The organism is Salipaludibacillus sp. CF4.18, from assembly GCF_051262595.1.
GTDB lineage: Bacteria > Bacillota > Bacilli > Bacillales > Salisediminibacteriaceae > Salipaludibacillus > Salipaludibacillus neizhouensis.
This window is the reverse complement of the sequence record NZ_JBIMEV010000025.1, coordinates 39,573-62,055: the sequence shown is the minus strand read 5'-3', so window position 1 is coordinate 62,055 and position 22,483 is coordinate 39,573. Positions and strand designations below refer to the sequence as shown.

Below are 22,483 nucleotides of genomic sequence, written 5' to 3'. Positions count from 1 at the left end.
ATGTCGATGTTATTGTTATAGCCCTCTAGATAAAGTCCGATCTGGGTTAAGTCTTTCTGAATCTTCACGAGGTTCACTCGGTATTGCTTCGTGTGATCCCACTTCATTCTTGGATTGTTCCGTTCCTCTACCCAACCGGCATCGATCACCTTTTTGACATAGCGACGGATCGACGATGGGGCCATATTGGTCAACGTATCTTCAGCAAGCTCTTTCGCTGTTTTAAAGAACCATCCTTGCGTCAGCTCCATGTCTGAATTCTCATTCCACTTTTTCTCCGCCGCAATAAACTTGTCAAAATCCCTGTTGCACTGAGACAAATAGATCATCTGGTTCAGAACAATCGCCATTTTATAATCTCCTGTTAGCACCACCAGCTCTTCCTTAATCACCGAACGCTTAAATCCTCTCATTCCAATCACCCTCCGTTTTTATAATCGTTTCTCAATGAATAGGTACAAACGAAAAGGAAAAAAGGAGGAGAGATTTCAAAAGAAACATGGGGACGGTTCTGTGCATCATTTACACGGCTTGGGTAGTGGTGATAGTGGTTGGTTTTTTAAGATGTTAAAGGAGAAGTAAAAGAAAAAAATAGCACTACCGCCATGCGTGAAGAAGAGAGCTTCACGCATGGCAGTTTTGTGTTGGTTTGAAGATATTGTGGCAGTTGGTGATTTATCAAGGTTTTAGACAAGAAAGGAAAAATATGTTTTTTATGAAGTGTAAGGCTCGTAATGGTGCTGTCACTCCCAGCATGGCTATGGCAAAGTGGGAAATTATCGGAGGAAGGAAAGCGAATTATGGGTATCGCACGCATAATCGATTAGACATGGCTCGCACATAGGCGCAATATTTCACTATTCATTCGACATATTTCGAGAAGCGACAGACAAAAGACCAAAGCAAAAGTGCCTTTAAATTGTGTATTTCATCAATAAATTTTACTGCTAAGGTTCATTGTAAAGATGTAAAAATAGAATATTGTAAATGGGTTGTAAATTTTTTACGGGAATTTTACAATTTATTTTTTAGTAATCTGCTTTATTGGTTGATATGACAGTATAATCTAAAAATTAACAATTTATTAAAAATTACCAACTTCACAAAGTATTTACACAATTATCGAGTTCGCTTCATAGTGACATAATAATTTTTCTGTAGTCTTAAGGTACAAGCAAAACAGGAAATTGGGTGGTGGTGTTATGAAGATAGATTTACACATGCATAGTACTCACTCTGATGGAGAAATGAAGCCTGAAGAGTTATTGTATGAGGCTTTGAAGAATGGGGTTTCCGTAATGTCGATTACGGATCATGATGAGATTTCAGGATACATAGAAGCGATAGGTATTGCAAGGCGATTAGGCATGGCACTCATTCCGGCTATAGAGTTCAATACAGATGGTCCACAAGGGGAATTACATATCCTTGGTTACGGGATGAATCCTTATTATAAGAAACTGATAGAATACACGACTTGGCGGAAGGATGAGCGTCTGCTATGGGCTGAAAAAATCGTGGCAAAACTGAATGAGCTGGGTTACAACATTGAATGGGAAGACTGTTTAAAACGGGTGACTGGTAATGTTATCGTTCGAACGCATATTGCCGTTGCGTTCATTGATTTCTGATGGATTGGATGGAATAGAGGCTTATTATTCCAAACATGATGAAGAGCAAACGGAATATTGGTTAGATGTTGCGCATCGGTATGACTTGAAAGTGAGTGTTGGAAGTGATTTTCACGGACATACATCAAGAAGTCCTTTTCTCATAGGTTCTGTGGAATACCTACATGAAGATTGTATGCAATGGCTAGGGAAGTATAAAGAGGAGGTTGTTTGATGAGATTATACACCTCTTCCACTTTACTTTGGGGAAAGGATATCGATTCGATATGTTCGATTGCTAAAAGTGCTCAGTTTCAAGGAATTGAATTGTGGGCAGAGCAGATATGGTTTAGCAAAATGACGGTCAGAGATATTCGGAAAGCGCTGAAGCGATATCATCTTAAAGCGAGCTTTCATGCAGCAAGCTGGGATCTAAATATATGCTCCTTAAATGATGGAATACGAGCGCAATCTATTGAACAAATTAAACGTTCGTTTGATCTTGCCGCCTCTATTGGATCGTCGAATGTCACTGTACACCCAGGTAAAAGGACATTATCGAAGGAATGGACAGCATGGCATGAAAAAGCGCTTCAAACAAGTTTGGACGAGCTTGAAAAATCAGCAATTGAATATGGGGTTACGATGTCGTTGGAGTTAATGGAAGAGGCGAAAAAAGAGTTTTTTACGAACGCAGAATCTATTGATCCTTTTCTGGAGAATCGATCAAATTATATCCAAACAACCTTTGATGCAGCTCATATTTCTTTAAACAAAAGCGTGTTAACAGAGTTTCATAGAATGAAAAGAGTAAATAAAATTCATCTAAGTGATTCTACAGCAACTCAGTATCATGTTGCTCTTGGAGAGGGAGATCTGAAGCTACATTCCTTCTTGAACATGATACGTGATGCGGAGTATCCGATTGTATTAGAGGGGTATGATGCAAGTTCTGACAGTGTTTTAATGAAAAAACATGTTCGATATATTCATGATTGTCTTAGTATGAAGTCGGAGGAGATGACAAATTGAAATTTTTAGTAACAAATGACGATGGTATTTTTGCTCCAGGAGTTGCCGCTCTCATTGAGGTACTGCAGCACTTTGGAGAAATATATGTAGTATGTCCAGATCAAGAAAGAAGTGCCATTAGCCACTCAATTACGTTACGTCAGCCACTTAAGGCATCTACTGTATCGCTGTTTGGTAATAATGTTCATGCCTGGGCAGTGAATGGAACTCCTGCTGATTGTGTAAAGCTTGGACTAGAGGTATTAATGAAGGATACTCCAGATTTCGTTGTGTCAGGTATAAATATCGGTCCTAATTTAGGGCGAGACGTGTATTACTCTGGAACAATGGCCGCGGCGGCGGAAGCTTCCTTGTTTAACATCCCATCTATCGCAGTATCACTCGATCGATTAAATCATAAAGGCATTGATTTTCAAATTCCTAAACGGTTGTTTTATCAAGTGATCGAGTCATTGTTAGGAAATAAAATTCCGCAGGGTGTTTTTGTTAATGTAAATCTTCCTTATTTAAAGAAAGAGCACTGCCTTGGCATGGCAGTTGTTCCATTAGATTTAACGGTAAATCGTTATAAATTTGTTGGACTGAATGACCCTTATGGGCAAGTTTACTACTGGTTAAAGGATCATTTACCTCAGTTAGCTAACTTTGAGAAAGAAGGTGATTATGGAAAACTAAGGGCTGGGTATATCACAGTTACACCGCTAGAAGGAAAGGTTAGTCAGCGGAAAAATATTCGGAAGTTTGAAAGGTGGATGAACACAAAACTGCCACCTAAACCAAAGGAGGAAAAAATATTATGAAACAATTATTTATTTTCGCTATATTAGTAACGATGTTCTTTTTAACAGCATGCGGAGGTGCAGATGAAAGTCAATCTGAGGCTGCAGGAAATAGTAATGATTCGGATACAACAGAAGTAAATGAAAATGATGGAAACGCTAATGCAGAGGAAGAAGTTGCTGGTGTTACAGGCTCTATTAGCTTTTATACTTCGCAGCCTGATGCAGATGCGGAAAAGCTAGTGAATGGCTTTAATGAAATCTATCCCGATGTATCGGTAGATATTTTCCGTTCAGGTACAGAGGAAGTTATTAGTAAAGTGTCTGCTGAGAAGCAGGCTGATGATATTCAAGCAGACGTATTATTAGTTGCGGATGCGGTCACTTTTGCATCGTTAAAAGAGCAGGATTTGTTATTAAGCTATGAATCTCCTGAGTTAGCTAGTATTCCAAATGAGTTTATCGATGAAGACTTTATGTTCACAGGAACGAAAGTAATGGCTACTGTGTTAGCGGTAAATACAAATGATGTAGCAGATCTTCCAACCTCTTGGGAAGTGGTAACAGAAGAAGTAGCGGAGGGAAAAGTTATGATGCCAAGTCCACTTTATTCAGGTGCTGCTGCCTATAATGTTGGTGTGTTAACAAGACAGGATGATTTTGGGTGGGAATTTTTCGAGAAGCTTCAAGATAATGATGTAACAGTTGTTCAAGGAAACGGTGGCGTATTACAAGCAGTTGCTGCAGGAGAACAGTCTTATGGGATCGTAGTAGATTTCATTGTTGCTCGTGCGAAAGAAGAAGGATCACCAATTGATTTAATTTATCCAGAAGAGGGCGTGCCACTTATTACAGAACCTATTGGGATTTTGAGTAACACGGACAATGAAGCTGCATCCAAAGCCTTTGTAGATTTTGTTCTATCTCAAGAAGGACAAGAACTATCCTCTGATCTAGGATATACTCCAATTCGTGAAGGAGTTCCAGCTCCACCAGGTTTGAAAACAATTGATGAAATGGAGGTTATCTCAGCTGATGTAACAGAACTATTATCGACTCGTGAAGAGGACAAGCAACGGTTTGTTGATATTTTTGGAGAATAATAAAGAGGTGCATGTATGATGACTCAACCAATTCAAAGAAGACTCCCACAAGGGTCTTCCTTCTTCTCCTTATTTACTAAAACAGGAAAAAGCTTTTGGCTTTTCCTGTCTCTTGTTATTATTTTCTTTTTGTTTTTATGGCCAATTATAAAGCTAGTAGCCTTGAGTTTTTCAGTCGAAGAGACTCATATCTTTTCAAACTATACAACCGTGCTTCAGGAAGCACGTACGTGGAAAATATTATCGAATACAGGGATTATTGTTGCTTTTTCGACTCTTCTATCTGTCACATTAGGAATTTTTGTTGCTTATCTCGTAGCGTATAGTGATATTCGTGCTAAAAAATGGTTACATGTATTCGTACTATTACCTTTCATTATCCCATCCTATATCATTACATTATCATGGACACAATTTTTAAGTGGGAATTGGTTGTTCGCAAAATTTCTTGCGTTTTTACCAGGAAATCTAGAGCCGCTAAATTTATATGGCTACACAGGGATAATTATAGTCCTCGGATTATCCCATTATCCACTTGTTTTTTTACTGACGATGAGTGTACTGCGACGTATTCCGCTAGAGTTAGAATGGGCGGTACGCTCATCCGGAGGTAATCGATGGACGACGTTTCGTAAAGTAACATTACCATTAGCGTTACCTGGCATTGCAAGTGGAGGCTTATTAGCTTTTTTAGCGAATCTTGATAATTTTGGAATCCCTGCCTTTTTAGGGATCCCTGCTAACATTCCTGTGTTAAGTACAATTATTTATCAGGAGATTGTAGGGTTTGGACCAAGTGCGTTTGCGAGAGCAGCAACCTTTTCAGTTATATTAGGTATCGCTGCTATAATTGGTACGCTTATTCAATGGCTATTACTCAGAAGATCGAAAACAGGAGAGAATAGTGAAATAGATTCACAGGCGAGGTTTTCATTAGGTCGTTATCGTATTTACGTGGAGGTACTCCTATGGGGTTTTCTAATTCTGATTAGTATTGTTCCGCTATTTTCTATGTTTGGTGCATCGCTTATTCGGGCATACGGATTACCTTTTGCTTTAGAGAACCTAACATTTGATCATTATCAATTTATTTTATTCGAAAATGAGAAGGTGCAACGATCGATTTTTAACAGCTTAAAGCTTGCTGTTGGTACAGGGGCGATATGTCTAGTTATCGGAACGGCGATCGCATATTATCGATTAAGGAAAAAAACAATGATTAGTAAGGTTATCGAGCTTGCGGTAAGTCTTCCATATGCATTACCAGGCATGGTACTTGGTCTCGCAATGATTTTAACATGGATGCAGCCTATTCCTGGTTGGAATCCAGGGATATATGGGAGTATTTGGATACTATTTATTGCATATGTGACTAGATTTATGATATTGCAAGTCCGGGGGAGCATGACAGCGATGTCTCAAATTGCTCCATCTATGGAAGAAGCGGCTCATGCAGCAGGTGCTAGTTTTTTTGCGAAATGGCGGTTTATCATGCTACCACTACTGTTGCCTGGTTTGATGAGTGGAGCGTTTCTGGTTATGCTGACAACGTTGACTGAGTTAACCGTATCGGCATTACTTTGGTCCAGTGGGTCAGAAACGATCGGTTTAATGATATTTAACTTTGAACAATCAGGCTATACGACATATTCAACGGCATTTTCCACTATTGTTGTGTTAACGATGCTCGCCTTAACTGTTTTATTATTAGGCTTCCAAAAGCTGTATGAAAGAAGGGTGGCAAAGCTATGAGTACTGTAATTTCAGGAATAACGAAGAAATTCGGGGGAACGACTGCATTAGCTTCCATTGACCTAACGATCGAAGACGGTGAATTTGTGGCTATATTAGGGCCATCCGGATGTGGAAAAACAACATTGCTGCGATTATTAGCAGGGTTTGATTCTCCGACGGAAGGTGAAATTACTATGAATGGGTGGCAGGTGGCAAGTCCTAATAAAACTGTGCCACCTGAAAAAAGGAATATCGGTATGGTTTTTCAGTCCTTTGCTTTATGGCCTCATTTAAAGGTAAAGGAGCAAGTGCGTTTTCCTCTCCAACATCATAATTTTGCCACAGCAGAGGTGAAGAAAAGCAGTGAAAGTCGAGTAACGGAGATGCTTTCAATGGTAGGTTTGGCCGAATACGGAGATCGAATGCCGAATGAATTATCTGGCGGACAAAAGCAGCGTGTTGCGATTGCAAGAGCACTTGCTCCTAAGCCGGCGTTACTATTAATGGATGAGCCATTAAGTAGCTTAGATGCAGAGCTACGAATGGAGATGCGGCAAGAAATTCAAATAATCCATCGCATGATGAATACATCGATAGCATATGTCACTCATGATCAAGGAGAAGCCTTAGCAATGGCAGACAAAATTGTAGTCATGAAGGATGGGCATATTGAACAAGTAGGCAGTCCTGAAGAAATTTATAGCAAACCTCAGACTCCGTTTGTTGCTAAATTTGTTGGAAAAGCAAATATCATCGAAGGGAAATGGATCAATAACAGCTTTAAACCGTTTCATGACGAATCTGTTCTTTGGACATCGATGGATGTACCAGATGGTATAAAAAAGCATGGGATTTTCCCTGTTCGACCCGAGCATTTTTCTCTGAAGAAAAAAGGCGAGGGTCTAATCGGGACGGTCAAGAATGCGATGTTTCAGGGGAAGGAAATCCATTACAGTATTGATGTAAATGGAACATTACTAAATATTCATAGCGATTATTCATCACGTTTTCATGTAGGCGAAGAAGTAATCATAGAATTAAGTCCACCAAAGAACAGGAATTTAACCCCAGTAGCAGTGGAGTAGGGAAACATGGGGACGGTTCTCTGCATCATTTGCACGGGTTGAGTACTGGTAAAGTGTCTGGTTTGAGGGGTTATCGGAGCGGTAAAAGTAAATAGCAAAACGCCATGCAGAAAGAAGTGCCCTTCACGCATGGTAGTTTTGTATTGGTTGAAGATATTGAGACAGTGTGGTCAGTTATCAAGGTTTAAGACAAGAAAGGATAAAAAGGTATTGTTTTTTCCTGAAGTATAGGGTTGACAATGGTGCCTGTCACTCCCAATATGGCTATTAAGGAAATTATCAGAAAGCGAATTAGGTATCGCACAGTTGATCAGTATCGGTGGCACATTGTAGAAGAGGTAGCAAGGGGTGTCCGAAGAATCGATGCAAAATAGAAGAAACTCGACTTACTAGGCTCATCTCCATACAGGGAGGTGGGCCATTTTTTGCGTTTTATTTGGTGAATTTAGCAATTAGAAATGAAACGAGAAACTAGTAGGGTTGAGGAGTGAAAATAGCCGTTTATACAATAGTAGAAACTTGGTTATTTTCAAACAATATAGTTAAATTTTAATCTAATCAGCTCCACGGCGACCTGGACGAAAAAAGTGAGCTTTTATTAACCATTTTAGTACGATTGCTCAAGAAGAGGCGAGAAATGTATCTGAAAATGTAAAATGGGGAAATCGCAAGTTAAATTCCAAATACTCCATATAAGGTTGGTAGAGCGGAGCCTTAATCTATGTAGTCATAGATAGGCGATTTAGAGATATAACTTTGACCCCTAAAAGATTAAAACCTTGTCGATAGGATCGATGGTTTTATTTATTAGATAGTTAGTCTGTTTATCATACCCTACCGAGCTTCCGCTTACTTAGCAGAAAGATAAAGTCGTATACTTTAAACATAAATATAAGCATTATCTGTATTCTACTTTTGAACTGTTTAAAAGTGAAACACAACTATTTAAGTCACCATTAGTACCTTATGTATATCCATTCCTAGGTATATTTTGCTTTAAAAGATTAAGTTTAAGACATAAAAGTGGCTCTAGGCGGACGCTTTCCACGGACAACGACTTCAGCCTCCACGGGAAAGTTCGCCCTGGAGGGTCTTTAGTCGTTGCTAATCCCGCAGTCGCTGCCTTCGCTACTTACAGCTTTAAAAATTTATGGTTAAGAAAGCAGCAGCTTTTGTTTTAAATAAGACGCTACGCGTTTTTCTTAGATGAGTAATTATAGCAAGGTATTTCGATAATTACAGGAAATTCTTGTATAAAAGTATCAGAGGTAGAAATATTAGAAGATATTCGAAGTAATGTGTCTTTCTTGGCTTGTTGTCTCTGAATGGAAAGATTAAATCAGTTTAAGAGCTTGTGCCAACTATTTTAGCTGTGAAGAAAGCTGGTTATAAGATCTTGAATTTGCTTCCAAAATCACATTGTTATTAAAACGCGACTTCCATGGCAGAATTTTGGAACGACTGGTATCCTTTCCGCTAGAGAAGAACGAGCTTTTCTTTTTAATGGAAGACTATATAATGTAATAGTAAGAAGATGCGACCGAATAAATCAATTCTTTAGAAAATCATGCAATGGTAAAGAATGATTTCTTTGAGAGTTTAGTTTTCTTGAGGAGAGGCAGAAGAACTCAGTCTGAGGAGCTAATTTGATTAGCTGACATGTATGTTCAATTTTTCAGGTTTTTAATTAAACTTGATGTTGAATCACCTGAATACATTAATGGAGTGTAGTGTTATAATAAAATAATGTGAAATTACAAACCTTAAAGGAGGAGATTTCGTGAAAGAATTGAATGTAAATAATAATCCTGGTTTTTTTTCAAGAATGGATGCAACTTTCAATAATTTAAGGGATTCAGAAAAGAAAATTGTTCAGTTTATTAAAGATAATAAGGATGAAATTATTTACCAATCAATAACGGAAGTAGCAGAAAGAAGTAATACAAGTGAGTCCTCAGTGGTTAGATTATGTAAACGACTGGGTTACAAAGGATTTCAAGATTTAAAAATACATCTTGCTAAAGAAGTAATGACACCAGAAAAGGAGATAGGTAATGAAGTAGTTGAAAAGGAAGATGATATTGCGATCATAAAAAAGAAAATTTTTGAATCAAATATACAAGTACTTTATGACTCCTTAGAAGTGTGTAGCGACCAAGAGATAATGAAGGCTGTAAACACCTTGATGAATGCTAATTTAATTGAAATATATGGAACAGGAGCGTCAGGAGTAGTTACAAAAGATGCACAACATAAACTTTTAAAACTCGGTATTAAGGTAATTACTTATAGTGATTCTATCTTACAAACAATGTCTGCAAGTATATTATCAAAGGGCGATGTTGTGTTAGGAATCTCCCATACAGGATCTAATATGGATGTATTAAACGCAATGGAGCTGGCAAAAGATGCTGGTGCTACTTTAATCTCCATTACCAATGCATCTAGATCTCCAATGACAAAAATTTCCGATATTGTATTACATACTGCAGCTAAGGAAAAATTATATCGGACAGATGCGATATCGAGGATAGCGCAATTAACGATCATAGATATTTTAGTTGCTGGAATAAGAAATCAAAAGTATGAATACTATGAAAAAAAATTACAAAAAACAACAAGATCTACCGTAGATAAAAAAATATGAAAAAAAATTCTCTTTTTTTTAAAAATATCTTGAAGATAATTACCACCATGTGTTAAGGTTATCTTAACACCAAAGAATTCAGAATTTTCAGAGGTAAGTTTTTAGTTTTCAGCAAACGCTTTCAAAAAACGAAGGGGGAAATGGAATGAAAACATTATGGTCGTTGATTCTAATTGTGTCTATGGTATTTATCTTAGGGGCTTGCAATGGTTCTTCTGAAAGTAACGCTGAGGTAGAAGGATCAAATGCAGAAACTAATGAGGAGGAGACAAATGCAGGAAATGATGTAGAAGAAACAAATGCAGGAAATAATGCGGAAGAAGCGAACTCGAATAACGAAGAAACGGTAACTTTGAATCTTTCAACACCTGATCCGGACTCTTCATCTATAACTGTTGCTGCAGAGGAGTTCGCCAAGGTAGTAAATGAAAAAAGTGAGGGTTCAATAGAAATAGAAGTTCATGCTAATGGAACCTTATATGGTGCAGATCCTTCAGCAGGTGTTAGACAACTAGGTGAAGGTAGTATTGATATGCTAGTTTTATCAACTTCGCTTTATGCGAATTTCAAACCAGAGTTTAGTGCCATTAGTATACCTTATATATTTGATGATGGTGATCAATTCTTATCCTTTCTTAATGAAGAGCCAGGGGATAAGCTATTGGATAGTATATCAGACTTAGGAATTGAAGGTCTTGGATATTGGACACGTGATTTTAGGCAAATTACGAATTCACGAAATCCTATTAATGAGCCAGAAGATCTTGAGGGACTAAGCCTAAGAGTACCAAACAATCCACTATGGGTTGAATTCTTTCAAGGAACAGGTGCTGTGACAACTCCAATGGACTTCGGTGAAGTTTATAATGCATTGCAACTGAAAACAATTGATGGACAAGAAAATCCAGTAGATGTAGCTTTAGCTACGAATTTTTATGAAGTTCAAGACTATCTGACAATATCGAATCATATGGCTGATGGTTGGATCGTTGGGATTAACGATGAAAAATTTAATGAACTATCATCTTCACAACAACAAATACTAACAGATGCTTCAAACGAGCTGCAAGGTTGGAAATGGGACTTTGATCAAGGAGAGTTTGCTTCTACAGTGGAAGAATTGGAATCAGAAGGTATGGAAGTGAATGAATTAACACCGGAACAGCAACAGTTATTTGTAGATGTTTCAATCGAGGCTTATCCAGAATTTAAAGAGGTTATTCAAAATGATGAATTTTTTACAGAAGTGCTTGATTTTGTAGGGAAGAGTGAGTAATAAATAAACATTAAGGATGTAAAACCTCCGAAAAGTAAGCGCTTACGATTGGTGGAATTTTCGGAGGTACTCCTTAATATAAAACAAGGGAGTTTTGGTAATGGTATTGGAACAGTTGAGAGATAAATCTAAGCCATTCTTTAATATCTTAAATAAAGTCTCTGATGCTTTAGCTGCCTTGACAGCGGTGGGTATATTTATTGTAGTAATCTGGCAAATAACCGGAAGATTGATAGGTAACTCAGCTCCGTGGACGGAGGAATTAACACGCTATATATTTATATGGATGATATTTTTGGGAATAGGAATAGGATTTAGAAAAGGTGAATCTGCTAGAGTGACAGTCTTTTTAAATGTACTACCAAAAATATTTAAAAAATTATCAATCTATTTTTATACGGGTGGTACTATTCTGTTCTTTTTATTTATGTTAGTTGCTGGAATTAATTTAATTATACAGCAAGGCAATATGAATGAAACAAGTACAGTTCTTGCACTTCCTATGTGGTTAATTGGTCTAAGTATACCATTTGCTGCTGTTGTAGGAATACTTAATGTCTTTCAATCTTTGTTATATGACATAGATTTACTGTAGGAGTGATTTGATGTCTATTTTCCTATTATTATCCTTTCTAGTTCTAATGATTTTGGGTATTCCAATTGCAATATCTTTAGGGTTGTCGGTAGGAATTACTGTTTTATTTTTTACAGATGTACCACTGAGCATTGTTATCCAATCTATGTATAGCTCAATGAATAGCTTTATAATGGTGGCCGTTCCACTCTTTATTTTAGCGGGCATCATCATGGATGAAGGAAAGATTGCCGAAAGTATCTTTTCTTTTGCCAAGAGTTTAGTTGGGTGGTTAACTGGCGGTTTGGGTCATGTAAACATCCTAGCTAGTTTAATTTTTTCAGGAATGGCGGGTTCTTCCGTAGCTGATGTTGTAAGTACTGGTAGAATTACTATTAATGCAATGACTAGAAGTGGTTATCCAATACAGTATGCGGCTTCGCTATCATTGGTATCATCTATGCTAGCTACGATTATACCACCAAGTATACTAATGGTGGTTGCAGCGTCAATAGCAGGTGTTTCTATTAGTGCTGCGTTAATAGGTGGATTAGTACCAGGACTGATTATTGCATTTCTACTAATGGTTTATAATTATTTTTATTGTAAAAAGAAGAATATTGGTGTTCACCAAAAATTCAGCTTCAAGTTGTTAATGAAAGAATTTATTAATGCATTCCCAGCTTTATTGGCTCCAGTTATTTTGTTAGGAGGGATTTTAAGTGGTTTCTTCACTCCCACCGAAGCTGCGGCTATTGCAGTATTATATACATTAATTATATCAATTTTTGTTTATAAGGGAATTAAAATTAAACAGCTCCCAAGTATTTTTTATCGAACAGCAAGTTTAACTGGAACAATTCTTTTTATAGCTGTCACTGCTAAACCAGCTAGCTGGTTATTTGAATACGATGGATTACCATCTAGGTTAGCAACTTCAATTACAGAGTTTAGTGAATCTCCATTAGTCATTTTATTAATTTTATTTGTTTTCTTAATTGTGGTTGGCATGTTTATGGATGCTACAGCAGCTATCTTTATCTTAGTTCCAATCTTAATGCCTACAATTTTAGTAGTTGGTATTGATCCAGTCTTTTTCGTTATCTTGATGGTTATATTGTTATCATTTGGCTTAATTACACCGCCTATAGGTGTATGTTTATATGCTGTATGCAATATTACCGGGCTTAAAATGGAAGATTTAACAAAAGGAGTAACCCCACTAATTCTAGCTACACTTGGTATATTATTAATTTTTATTTTATTCCCACAATTAATCACTGTACCGTTGGGATGGTTTGGTCAATAAAATGGAATTTAATAAACTTGGTACGTTTTTTCATATAATTGTGTGTTATGATGAAGGTAATTACCACCACAATTTTTTATATCAAGGAAAATCAGATTAAATAGGAGTGGTTCAAATGAAAGCAGCAGTTTTTCATGGTCCAAATCAAATGGATGTAGAAGAAGTAAAAAAACCACAGATAACTGATTGCGAAGTGCTGGTAAAGGTAGCAGCGAGTGCAATTTGTGGGACAGATGTTCGTATTTTTGAAGGTAAAAAAACAAAGGGAGTTCGAACACCGTCCATTATTGGTCATGAGACGGTAGGTTCAATTGTTGAAGTAGGAGAAAAAGTAGAAGGATATCAGGTTAATGATCGCGTTGGTATTATGCCGGTAATTTCTTGTAAAAAGTGTCATTACTGTCTAAATGGAATGGAAAATGTTTGTGCTAATCGAACGGCTATTGGTTATGAATTTGATGGAGGATTTGCTGAGTATATTAGAATCCCTAAGGCTGCTGTTGAGTCTGAAAACTTAGTGAAATTACCAGATCAAGTAACATTTGAAAGAGCAGTTATTTCTGAACCTCTCGCATGTTGTATAAATGGACAAAAAAAAGCAAAAGTCAAAATGGGTGATACAGTTGTTGTTATTGGAGGTGGTCCGATAGGATTAATGCATGTACAGCTTGCTAAAATTGCTGGGGCTAAACGAGTTATCTTAAGTGAGTTAATTGAACATAGAAGAGAAAGAGCACTGGAAGCTGGAGCAGATATTGTCATTAATCCACTTAAAGAATCTTTAGAAGAAACTGTTATGACTACTACAGCAAAACTCGGAGCAGATGTTGTCATTATGGCTATTGGAGTTCCATCTTTGGTGAATAGTAGTGCAAAGTTGTTAAAGAAAGGTGGAACATTAAACTTATTTGCAGGTTTCACTAATGGGGAGTTAACAGAAATTGATCCTAATCTTATTCATTACAATGAAATTAATATAAATGGAACATCTGCTCTAACTCGTTCTGATTATCATAATGCACTTTCATTCATTGAAGCAGGACTTATTAATACTGAAATTCTTAGTTCATTTGGTTATACGTTAGATACTATTAATGAAGCAATAACAAATGTTAGTAGTGGTGAAGGCATGAAATCAATCATAACTGTTTAATTCAGTTTGATAGATAAATAGAAAAAAACAAAAAAATTAGAGGAGTTGGTTAGTTTGTCATTACTAGGAAAAGAAATTCGTATGAGCCGTTTATTGAATCAGAATGATGGGAAATTATTGGCAGTAGCAGTGGATCAAGCAGTGGCTAGAGGTATTTTTGAAGAATTAATGCCAATTGAAAGGAAAGTTAGTGAAATTGTTGCCGGAGGTCCAGACGCCATCACCATGCACAAGGGAATTGCTGATAGTTGTTTCCGCGAACATGTAGGAAAAGCGGGTTTTATTTTGAAATGTTCGACATTTTCACCGTGGCAGCCTAATTCTGATGCTATTGTTACTGATGTAAAAGAAGGAATACTCCTTGGGGCTGATGCCATATCAATTGGATGTATTGTTGGTGGTGATGATCAACCAGAACAAATTCGCAATCTTGGATTAATGGCCGGTGAAGCTCATGCTTTGGGTATTCCAGTAATAGCACATATATATCCTCGCGGGAATAAAATTCCACTTGAAGAGAAAAACGATTGGAAGCACGCAGCTTATGCGGTAAGGTTAGGTGCTGAATTAGGAGTCGATATCGTAAAAACTAAGTACACAGGTGATCCAGAATCCTTCCATAAAGTGGTTTCTTCTACACCTTCAAAAGTGGTAGTAGCAGGAGGAGATATTGGTAATAACCTCGAAGATTATTTCCAAATGATTCATGATGTAATAGATGCAGGAGGAACAGGAATTACATTTGGACGTGTTGTTTGGAATAACAGTAACCCAACAGCAATTGTTAAATCCTTCAAACATATCATTCATAATAATGGTACAGTTAAAGAAGCCAATGAATTATATAAAGATCTAATAAACCAATAAAATATTAAGTTATAAGGTGATCCTATGTCCCATGTAATCGGTATCGATATTGGAACGAGTGGAATAAAAGTTGGAGCTATGGATAAAAAAGGAGAATTGGACTTTATTTGTTATAGTCCATACTCCCTTCTTTACCCTAAAAAGGAACAGATAGAAATAGATGTTAATCAAGTCTGGGAAAAAACGAAGGTACTTTTGCTTGAAGTATTTAAAAAAGTAAGTAAACAAGGTTCAGTAGATGCAATTTCACTATCTACATTTTGTAATACCTCTGTTTTTTTAGATGAAGAGGGGAATGCATTAGGTAACGGGATCATGTATTTAGATCAAAGAAGTAAAAAGGAAGCAGAATTAATCAGGGATTTAGTGGGGGATGAAAAATTACAAAAAATCACTAAAAACCGACTAGAGCCAGGAATGTTTTCTGTAACAACTTTATTATGGAGCAAAAATAATGAAATAAACCTTTATAATAAAACCTATAAATGGGGGAATTTGTCCACGTTTATTTTAAGTAAGTTGACCGGTGAATTTGTAATGGACTGGACCCAGGCTTCATTTTCTGGAATTTTTGATATGGTAGAGTATAACTGGTCTAAGGAATTATGTGAAATAATCGGAATAGATCAATCGATTCTTCCAAAAGTAGTTGATCCCCTTGAAGTAATCGGATTTAGTGACATTTTTTCAGATGTTAATCTAATGAAGGAAATACCTGTAATTGCAGGAGGTGCAGATACTGCATGTTCTACCTTAGCATTAGGAATAAAACCTAATGAGTTGTTTGAGTCAATAGGGACCTCTAATGTTTTAACTGTTTGTACAGATAATTCAACTAATATGGATATTCGCTTTTTAAATCGATGTCATATTATCAAAGGTCAATGGCTTTCCCATGGTGCGATGTCTACGCCTGGAGCGGCGGTTAAATGGTATAGTAACACATTTCTAAGTGAAAAGGATATTCTTGAGGAGACTGCCAAACAGTCACCAATAGGTTCTAATGGTGTCTTTTTCTTACCTTATATGCAGGGAGAGCGATCTCCTATTTGGGATCCAAATGCCAGAGGGGTATATGTTGGTCTCCATTTAAATACAACAAAGGAAGATATGTTTAGAGGTATTTTGGAAGGGTGCGCTTTTGGATTACGTCAAATATACGAAATAATCCAATCGGAGTATAGGACCGATTTTCGAAACATTCAAGCAATTGGTGGAGGTTCTAAGAATAGGGTTTGGGCACAAATTAAAGCAAATGTGTTAAATGAGACTATTGAGATCAAAAGTATCTCTGAAACTGGAGTGTATGGTGCATGCCTTGTTGCTAGTGTCGCAGTATCATATTTTAATTCTTTTGAAGATGCACAATGTCAAATAAAAAATGAAACGGTTGATATTATTACGCCACAGAAAGAAAGTGTACTACGTTATAATGAACTTTATCATTTGTTCAATGAACTATATCCATTATTAAAAACTTTTTTTAAAAAAGCCAATTACTAGAATTTAATTTGAAATGTGGTGAAGTGATGGACAAACCAAAAATTTATATAACTAGAAAATTACCAAAAGAAATTATTAATAATTTAGAAGAGTACTTTATAATAAGTATGTGGCAAGAAGAGGATGTCCCGGTTCCAAGAGATGTGTTGTTAGAGAACGTGAAGGATATTGATGGTCTATTTTGTCTTTTAACTGAGGATATTAATAAGGAATTACTTGATAAAGCACCGAACTTAAAGATAATTAGTAATATGGCAGTGGGCTATAATAATGTAGATGTTGAGGAAGCTAAAAAAAGAAATATCATCGTTACAAATACTCCAGGAGTGTTAACTGAAACTACTGCAGATCTAACTTTTACACTTCTAATGACTGCTGCACGGAGAATAGTTGAAGCTTCTAGTTATTTAAATGAAGGTAACTGGAAAACATGGTCACCTATGCAATTAACTGGGCAAGATATTCATGGAGCTACTTTGGGGATTATTGGTTTGGGAAGAATTGGTGAAGCACTAGTTAAAAGAGCAAAAGGGTTTGATATGAATATCATATACAATAATAGAGAGCCGAAACCTGAAAAGGAAAGAGAATTAGGTATTCAATATCGGGATCTAAATAGTTTATTAAAAGAATCTGATTTTGTATGTATTCTTATTCCTTATAGCCCCAATGTTTATCACCTTATTGGTGAGAAAGAATTGTCGATGATGAAAAGCACGGCTGTGCTAGTAAACACCGCACGTGGTGGCATTGTAAATGAAAGCGCTCTTTATAACGCGTTGAAGAATGGGGTTATTTGGGGCGCTGGATTAGATGTATTTGAAAAAGAACCTGTTTCTTTAGATCATCCTTTATTAACATTGAAAAATGTCGTAACCTTACCACATATAGGAAGTGCAAGTATTAATACGAGATTAAAAATGGCAGAGTTAGCTTCTAATAATTTAATAAAAGTTTTATCAGGAGAAGAACCAATAACTCCAGTTTCATAAAGGTTGTTTTGAGGAACACAAATACGGATTATTCGTGTGTAGTGAATATTGTAAGGTATATGGTGATCACTAGATAATGATTAAGGTTCGGTAATGAGTTTCTTGAATGATCTCTACGCCATGTAATATCTGATAATTCCTAAATATATGAATACTTTATCTTTAGCTGATTGCACCGTTGTATGTCCTATAGGTATTATATCTTCTAACGTTCTTATTAAAAATAGGAGCGTTAGAATTATTAGCTTGTAGTTCCAAAGTAATCATTATAGTAACTATTATCAGACACAATATTGAGAACAAATAAATGAAAAGTACTTATATGACTAAGTTAAAGAAGGTTGATGATCCATGAAAATTGTTATTGCACCAGATTCTTTTAAAGAAAGTTTAACTGCGCTTCAAGCTTCAAATGCTATAGAAGAAGGACTTAAAGAAGCTTTTCAGGAGAGAGAGGCTTCTTTTGTAAAGATTCCTATGGCGGACGGTGGCGAAGGAACAGTTCAATCGCTAATTGATGCAACTGGAGGAAAAATGGAGAAGCTTTCTGTAAAAGGGCCGTTAGGGAATGAAGTTAATGCCTTTTACGGTTTACTTGGTAATGGCAAAACAGCAGTTATTGAAATGTCGTCTGCCTCTGGAATTCAACTTGTACCAGTTGAGAAGCGAAATCCTCTTATTACAACAACTTGGGGAACAGGTGAGTTGATTTTGTCTGCTATAGATAAAGGTATTAACCATCTCATTATTGGAATTGGGGGAAGTGCAACAAATGATGGTGGGGCCGGTATGATACAAGCCTTGGGCGGGAATTTATTAAATGCCACCGGAGAAGAAATTAATTTAGGTGGCGGCGGACTTGAAGAGCTTGAAAGAATTGATTTAAGTAGACTGGATAAACGACTAAGAGACATAAAAATTGAGGTTGCTTGTGATGTCGATAATCCATTAACAGGACCTAATGGAGCAGCTGCAATATATGGTTCACAAAAAGGAGGAACCAAGGAAATAAATGAAAAATTAAATAAAAATTTAGCGAACTTTGCAGAGGTTATTCGAAGGGACTTAGAGAAAGACATTGAACACACAGCAGGAGCAGGGGCAGCAGGAGGTTTAGGTGCTGGATTACTTGCTTTTTTGAATGCAGAATTAAAAAGTGGAGGGAGATTGGTAATTGATGCAGTAGACTTAGAAAAGGAAGTCTGTAATGCCGATTTAGTCATTACAGGAGAGGGGGGGATCAATCATCAAACAATTCATGGTAAAACGCCTATTTGCGTAGCAGAGGTTGCAAATAAATATGGTGTTCCGGTTGTTGCATTCGCTGGCAGTTTGACTGATAATTACTCGAATGTATATCAGAACGGAATCGATGCAGTTTTCAGTATCGTACCAGGTATTGTAAGTTTGGAAGAAGCTCTAGAAACCGGTTATGAAAATTTAAAAAACACAGCTAGGAATGTTGGGAGAATGTTAATATTAAATTCGAATAGGGAAGCATAGGGACTGTTCGGGACCGATGATAAAGTCCAACTTTTTCAAAGTGAAAAAATGTAATTAAAAAACAAGGCCATAGAATAGCTCCTAAGCCACGTTTGTTATATAGGGAGACACATTTATGTACCCTAAAAATAGACCGCTTTTCAAAAATAACGACTTTTTCACTGGTCCCGGACGGTTCTCTGCTTCATTTTCACCGCTTGAGTAGTGGTGATAGTGGCTGGGTTTTATGAGGTTATCGAGAAATAAAAGAAAAAATAGCACCACTGCCATGCGTGAAGAATACGGCCTGACCCCCACTCAGCTAAAGCATTAATGCAGAAATGTATCGCATAACTTTAAAATTCTGATGCTCCCAGGAATTTAAAGTGTTCAATATCGATACTTGGTTGTTCTGTGAATAGGTATGAAAAAACTAAATAATAAGCCCTCGGAAGTATATTCCGAGGGCTTATGCTTCATTTCATCTCTCTCAATTAGACTGAGAACTACTTATCATTTGATGTTACTGTACTTTAAATTGTTCTAATTTCCCTTTTGTTATTGATTCAGGATTACGTCTATGTTTATCGCACCATTTATCCATATCTCGAAATCGGATATTAGGTACCTTCTGAAAAGCGATAAAGCGAAAGGTGTCTGTAAAGAAGAGAGAAGAGAGGAGACGGGAATTTTGCTTCCTTTTGGATCGCAAAAACTCCCTCCGTCCCCTGTGCTTTTTGTTGGTAACTTAATCAGACATAATTCTAATTAAGTCATACTGGTAAAATTTGCGATTTCTTTTTCTATCATTACCAAATATCATATTTAGTTCAACTAATTGCCTCAGACTTTTCCTAATAGTTGGAGCTGCTAAGTCTGTTGTTTTTTGAAGTTGGTGAACGGTGGCTACTGGACTAGAGAATAAAGCTCCCCAAACTTTTTTAGTAGCTGGTTGTTCAATTTTAGAGAGACCTTCATTAAATAATTTTTCAGCCTCATCTAATTTTCTATATTGGTGTTTAGCCATCCGTATCGTAGCATCAAGGAAAAATACAATCCAACTTTTCCAGTCAGGTTCTTTGTGTCCAGATGCACGTACAGCATCTAACATAGCGTAGTATTTGAACCTTTCTTTCTCTAACTCTTCACTCAAGAAAAAGAATGGGGAGTCGATCAGTTCCGATTGTAGGAGATATAATACGATTAAGATTCTACCCAGTCTTCCATTCCCGTCTAGGAAGGGGTGAATGGACTCAAATTGTGCATGGATAACTGCTACTTTTATTAAAGAATGTAACGTTTCAGCTTCCTTAGCTTGATACGGATGTCCGTTGATATATCTTTCAAGGTTTGTCATATAATCATCCATTAGTTGTGGTTCAGGAGGGATGTATGATGCATCTTTGATATTTTTTGTTGGTCCAATAAAGTTTTGGATTTTTCTGTATGCACCAGATGAACTAGTTGACCCCCGTGCATCTTTCATAAGCTCTATGTGCATGTCACGAATGAGTCGTTCTGTTATTGGATAACCAGTTTGGATCGCGTCCACACCCATTTTTAATGCACGTTGGTAATTTCGAACTTCTATTTTCTCCCAGTCCGGTTCTTCCTCCACATTGTCTTCAAGCATTTCACTAAATGTAACTTGAGTTCCTTCGATTCTTGTAGATTGAACAGACTCATGTAGTGTAATAAGTTGAATAAAAGATTCGTTTACTATTGAATAATGAAGTTTTTGTTTTAACCTTTCTAACTCTGCTGTTGCCTCAACTACTTTTTTATAAAACAAAAGTTCCGTTTCAGGATCAAAGGTAATCGGGAGGAATGGTAAGTTGTATGGTTTCTTCAAAGTTAAGACCTCCTATGATATTTATTTTACTATTATTATCTATAATAACTTAAATTAATACATTACGCCATTTTTTGCGTGATTTATATCGTGAATCCGAAGCGGGGGACGGTTCTTAAAGGGATCAATCGGAAGTTTTGCCAAATTAAAACGACCTAAACGTGATGATTGCTCACGTTCAGGTCGTTTTTCACACAGTGGATAAGCACGCAAAATTTTTGATTGTCCAGAAGAAGGAAGTCGCGTTTCTCAGGCACAAAAATTCATTATTAAAAGTTCATAAAATATTCAAAGTTAGTAGCAGGAATTTCAGAATTAACGTCGAAAAAAGGGGTTTTAATAAATAACCTTATTTTCACCTCTTATTTACCATTTAATATCTTCATTATACGTTATATTTAGATAGATAGCACTGAGGTTTTGATTTTAGCCATCGCACAGCGATTTCGTTCTTCTCTTCATCATCATTTGCACGGGGTGGGTAGTGTAGTGGTGAGAGGGGGTGGTGTTTAGAGGTAATTGGAGAAGTAAAAGAAAAATAGCAAACTGCCATGCGTGAAGAAGCACGCTTCACGCATGGCAGTTTTGTATTGGTTTGAAGGGATTGTGACAGTGTGGTCGTTTCAAGGGGGAGGATTGGGGACGGTTGAAAGTTCCAAGTGTTTAACCCATAATCGGCCGAATATATTTAATGGGGTCATCGATCAAAGATCTATTCATCTTGATGATGCCTTTAATGAAATGTATGTTAGAAGATAATTTAATTGAGGGAAGGAAAACCGCTTGGTAGATAAATTGAATAGGCCGGTGAGACATGAAATTAGATTATTTCCTAAAACTTCTATATGAATGGGCTAATTAATTACTAACAGCCATCCGACCGAGCGGACCATCTTCATCAATAATATCCTGTAATTCATATACTGAAATTGGAAACATGGGGAATCCAAATACATACGGAGTTATTTCGTAGAGCTGAAAATAGATAACAAGAGTTTTGTCAGCAATGTAAAAGTCTTGGTTTGGTTCAATGGATGTGAAGGTGTCGAGAAGCTGAATATCTCGTTGCTGGATTTGCGCACGAATTAAGGTTGAAATTCGGTTGATATAATCACTTTCAGTTCTGAATAAATCTTTAAGTTCAACCCTCGTTCTGTTTTGCAGATCGAACGTCAAAGATTTAATATACGTCATCCCATGAGCAGCCTGGTGATGGTACGTATAATTGGAGATTGATAAGCTCAGAACCTGGCGTTGGTTATTTTTAATTTCATATGACCCGATCATTTCTACTACTGTAGTTGGCATATTGTCAATTTGTTCATTTATCAGCTGCTGCGTTTGATTAATAACTGTTTGATTAATATATCTTTCAAATTGGTAGTCATGCATTCCAATTACCTTAGGAAATAGAACTGTTTTATTTGGTCCGTAGCTAATCTTAACTGGTTCAATACAGACAGGTAACTCCGTCGACATAGTAAA

The 22,483-nt window shown here is 36.7% G+C and carries 20 protein-coding genes and 1 pseudogene; 18 read left to right on the top strand and 3 right to left on the bottom strand.

Annotation, left to right across the window (positions count from 1 at the left end; genetic code table 11):
* Positions 1–413: pseudogene (locus tag ACHABW_RS15140) on the bottom strand (helix-turn-helix domain-containing protein); the annotation flags it as partial.
* Between the two features lie 293 nt (positions 414–706).
* On the opposite strand from ACHABW_RS15140, the gene ACHABW_RS15135 reads away from it, so the two are divergent.
* The 17 genes from ACHABW_RS15135 (at position 707) to ACHABW_RS15055 (ending at position 19,167) form a co-directional block, all read left to right on the top strand.
* The gene (locus ACHABW_RS15135; RefSeq protein WP_435756287.1) at positions 707–844 is read left to right on the top strand and encodes a hypothetical protein; all 138 of its coding nucleotides are present in this window, start codon (positions 707–709) and stop codon (positions 842–844) included.
* Positions 845–1,202: 358 nt separating this feature from the next.
* Complete coding sequence (locus ACHABW_RS15130; RefSeq protein ID WP_435756285.1) at positions 1,203–1,631, top strand: PHP domain-containing protein; 429 nt, start codon at positions 1,203–1,205, stop codon at positions 1,629–1,631.
* Complete coding sequence (locus ACHABW_RS15125; protein WP_435756283.1) at positions 1,585–1,845, top strand: hypothetical protein; 261 nt, start codon at positions 1,585–1,587, stop codon at positions 1,843–1,845. The genes ACHABW_RS15130 and ACHABW_RS15125 overlap by 47 nt, the downstream gene beginning before the upstream one ends.
* Positions 1,845–2,642: a sugar phosphate isomerase/epimerase family protein gene (locus ACHABW_RS15120; RefSeq protein ID WP_435756281.1), complete on the top strand. Its 798-nt coding sequence runs from the start codon at positions 1,845–1,847 to the stop codon at positions 2,640–2,642. Before ACHABW_RS15125 ends, ACHABW_RS15120 begins: the two co-directional genes overlap by 1 nt.
* The gene (gene surE, locus ACHABW_RS15115; protein ID WP_435756279.1) at positions 2,639–3,442 is read left to right on the top strand and encodes a 5'/3'-nucleotidase SurE; all 804 of its coding nucleotides are present in this window, start codon (positions 2,639–2,641) and stop codon (positions 3,440–3,442) included. The genes ACHABW_RS15120 and surE overlap by 4 nt, the downstream gene beginning before the upstream one ends.
* The gene (locus ACHABW_RS15110; RefSeq protein ID WP_435756277.1) at positions 3,439–4,524 is read left to right on the top strand and encodes an ABC transporter substrate-binding protein; all 1,086 of its coding nucleotides are present in this window, start codon (positions 3,439–3,441) and stop codon (positions 4,522–4,524) included. The genes surE and ACHABW_RS15110 overlap by 4 nt, the downstream gene beginning before the upstream one ends.
* A gap of 15 nt (positions 4,525–4,539) precedes the next feature.
* Complete coding sequence (locus tag ACHABW_RS15105) at positions 4,540–6,276, top strand: ABC transporter permease (protein WP_435756274.1); 1,737 nt, start codon at positions 4,540–4,542, stop codon at positions 6,274–6,276.
* Positions 6,273–7,343: an ABC transporter ATP-binding protein gene (locus ACHABW_RS15100; protein WP_435756272.1), complete on the top strand. Its 1,071-nt coding sequence runs from the start codon at positions 6,273–6,275 to the stop codon at positions 7,341–7,343. The genes ACHABW_RS15105 and ACHABW_RS15100 overlap by 4 nt, the downstream gene beginning before the upstream one ends.
* 1,780 nt (positions 7,344–9,123) lie before the next feature.
* A complete protein-coding gene (locus ACHABW_RS15095; protein ID WP_435756270.1) occupies positions 9,124–9,990 on the top strand; it encodes a MurR/RpiR family transcriptional regulator in 867 nt (288 codons plus the stop codon).
* Positions 9,991–10,135: 145 nt separating this feature from the next.
* Entirely contained in the window at positions 10,136–11,266 is a 1,131-nt protein-coding gene (locus tag ACHABW_RS15090) for a DctP family TRAP transporter solute-binding subunit (protein WP_435756268.1), read from the top strand.
* A gap of 100 nt (positions 11,267–11,366) precedes the next feature.
* The gene (locus ACHABW_RS15085; protein WP_435756266.1) at positions 11,367–11,861 is read left to right on the top strand and encodes a TRAP transporter small permease; all 495 of its coding nucleotides are present in this window, start codon (positions 11,367–11,369) and stop codon (positions 11,859–11,861) included.
* A gap of 10 nt (positions 11,862–11,871) precedes the next feature.
* On the top strand, positions 11,872–13,149 hold the full coding sequence (locus tag ACHABW_RS15080) for a TRAP transporter large permease (protein WP_435756264.1): 1,278 nt from the start codon (positions 11,872–11,874) through the stop codon (positions 13,147–13,149).
* Between the two features lie 115 nt (positions 13,150–13,264).
* Positions 13,265–14,302 (top strand): zinc-dependent dehydrogenase, encoded by a 1,038-nt coding sequence (locus ACHABW_RS15075; RefSeq protein ID WP_435756262.1) that lies wholly within the window; start codon positions 13,265–13,267, stop codon positions 14,300–14,302.
* A 54-nt stretch (positions 14,303–14,356) separates the two neighbouring features.
* The gene (locus tag ACHABW_RS15070; protein WP_435756260.1) at positions 14,357–15,169 is read left to right on the top strand and encodes a class I fructose-bisphosphate aldolase; all 813 of its coding nucleotides are present in this window, start codon (positions 14,357–14,359) and stop codon (positions 15,167–15,169) included.
* A gap of 24 nt (positions 15,170–15,193) precedes the next feature.
* Positions 15,194–16,672, top strand: coding sequence for a xylulokinase (locus ACHABW_RS15065; protein ID WP_435756258.1), 1,479 nt, complete (start codon positions 15,194–15,196; stop codon positions 16,670–16,672).
* Between the two features lie 26 nt (positions 16,673–16,698).
* Entirely contained in the window at positions 16,699–17,664 is a 966-nt protein-coding gene (locus ACHABW_RS15060; RefSeq protein ID WP_435756256.1) for a 2-hydroxyacid dehydrogenase, read from the top strand.
* Positions 17,665–18,015: 351 nt separating this feature from the next.
* Positions 18,016–19,167 (top strand): glycerate kinase, encoded by a 1,152-nt coding sequence (locus ACHABW_RS15055; RefSeq protein ID WP_435756254.1) that lies wholly within the window; start codon positions 18,016–18,018, stop codon positions 19,165–19,167.
* Positions 19,168–19,894: 727 nt separating this feature from the next.
* Here ACHABW_RS15055 and ACHABW_RS15050 read toward each other — a convergent pair.
* Positions 19,895–20,998 (bottom strand): Fic family protein, encoded by a 1,104-nt coding sequence (locus ACHABW_RS15050; protein ID WP_435756252.1) that lies wholly within the window; start codon positions 20,996–20,998, stop codon positions 19,895–19,897.
* 576 nt (positions 20,999–21,574) lie between these two features.
* Here ACHABW_RS15050 and ACHABW_RS15045 point away from each other — a divergent pair.
* A complete protein-coding gene (locus ACHABW_RS15045; RefSeq protein WP_435756250.1) occupies positions 21,575–21,757 on the top strand; it encodes a hypothetical protein in 183 nt (60 codons plus the stop codon).
* Positions 21,758–21,856: 99 nt separating this feature from the next.
* On the opposite strand, the gene ACHABW_RS15040 is transcribed toward ACHABW_RS15045, so the two are convergent.
* Entirely contained in the window at positions 21,857–22,477 is a 621-nt protein-coding gene (locus ACHABW_RS15040) for a DUF3298 domain-containing protein (RefSeq protein WP_435756248.1), read from the bottom strand.
* Positions 22,478–22,483 lie beyond the last annotated feature (6 nt).

Bases quoted from the DNA above. Each gene is read 5' to 3' on its own strand.
- ACHABW_RS15135 (WP_435756287.1), top strand. From the start codon at position 707: ATGTTTTTTATGAAGTGTAAGGCTCGTAATGGTGCTGTCACTCCCAGC.
- ACHABW_RS15130 (WP_435756285.1), top strand. From the start codon at position 1,203: ATGAAGATAGATTTACACATGCATAGTACTCACTCTGATGGAGAAATG.
- ACHABW_RS15125 (WP_435756283.1), top strand. From the start codon at position 1,585: ATGTTATCGTTCGAACGCATATTGCCGTTGCGTTCATTGATTTCTGAT.
- ACHABW_RS15120 (WP_435756281.1), top strand. From the start codon at position 1,845: ATGAGATTATACACCTCTTCCACTTTACTTTGGGGAAAGGATATCGAT.
- ACHABW_RS15110 (WP_435756277.1), top strand. From the start codon at position 3,439: ATGAAACAATTATTTATTTTCGCTATATTAGTAACGATGTTCTTTTTA.
- ACHABW_RS15105 (WP_435756274.1), top strand. From the start codon at position 4,540: ATGATGACTCAACCAATTCAAAGAAGACTCCCACAAGGGTCTTCCTTC.
- ACHABW_RS15100 (WP_435756272.1), top strand. From the start codon at position 6,273: ATGAGTACTGTAATTTCAGGAATAACGAAGAAATTCGGGGGAACGACT.
- ACHABW_RS15090 (WP_435756268.1), top strand. From the start codon at position 10,136: ATGAAAACATTATGGTCGTTGATTCTAATTGTGTCTATGGTATTTATC.
- ACHABW_RS15085 (WP_435756266.1), top strand. From the start codon at position 11,367: ATGGTATTGGAACAGTTGAGAGATAAATCTAAGCCATTCTTTAATATC.
- ACHABW_RS15080 (WP_435756264.1), top strand. From the start codon at position 11,872: ATGTCTATTTTCCTATTATTATCCTTTCTAGTTCTAATGATTTTGGGT.
- ACHABW_RS15075 (WP_435756262.1), top strand. From the start codon at position 13,265: ATGAAAGCAGCAGTTTTTCATGGTCCAAATCAAATGGATGTAGAAGAA.
- ACHABW_RS15065 (WP_435756258.1), top strand. From the start codon at position 15,194: ATGTCCCATGTAATCGGTATCGATATTGGAACGAGTGGAATAAAAGTT.
- ACHABW_RS15060 (WP_435756256.1), top strand. From the start codon at position 16,699: ATGGACAAACCAAAAATTTATATAACTAGAAAATTACCAAAAGAAATT.
- ACHABW_RS15055 (WP_435756254.1), top strand. From the start codon at position 18,016: ATGAAAATTGTTATTGCACCAGATTCTTTTAAAGAAAGTTTAACTGCG.
- ACHABW_RS15045 (WP_435756250.1), top strand. From the start codon at position 21,575: ATGGCAGTTTTGTATTGGTTTGAAGGGATTGTGACAGTGTGGTCGTTT.
- ACHABW_RS15040 (WP_435756248.1), bottom strand. From the start codon at position 22,477: ATGTCGACGGAGTTACCTGTCTGTATTGAACCAGTTAAGATTAGCTAC.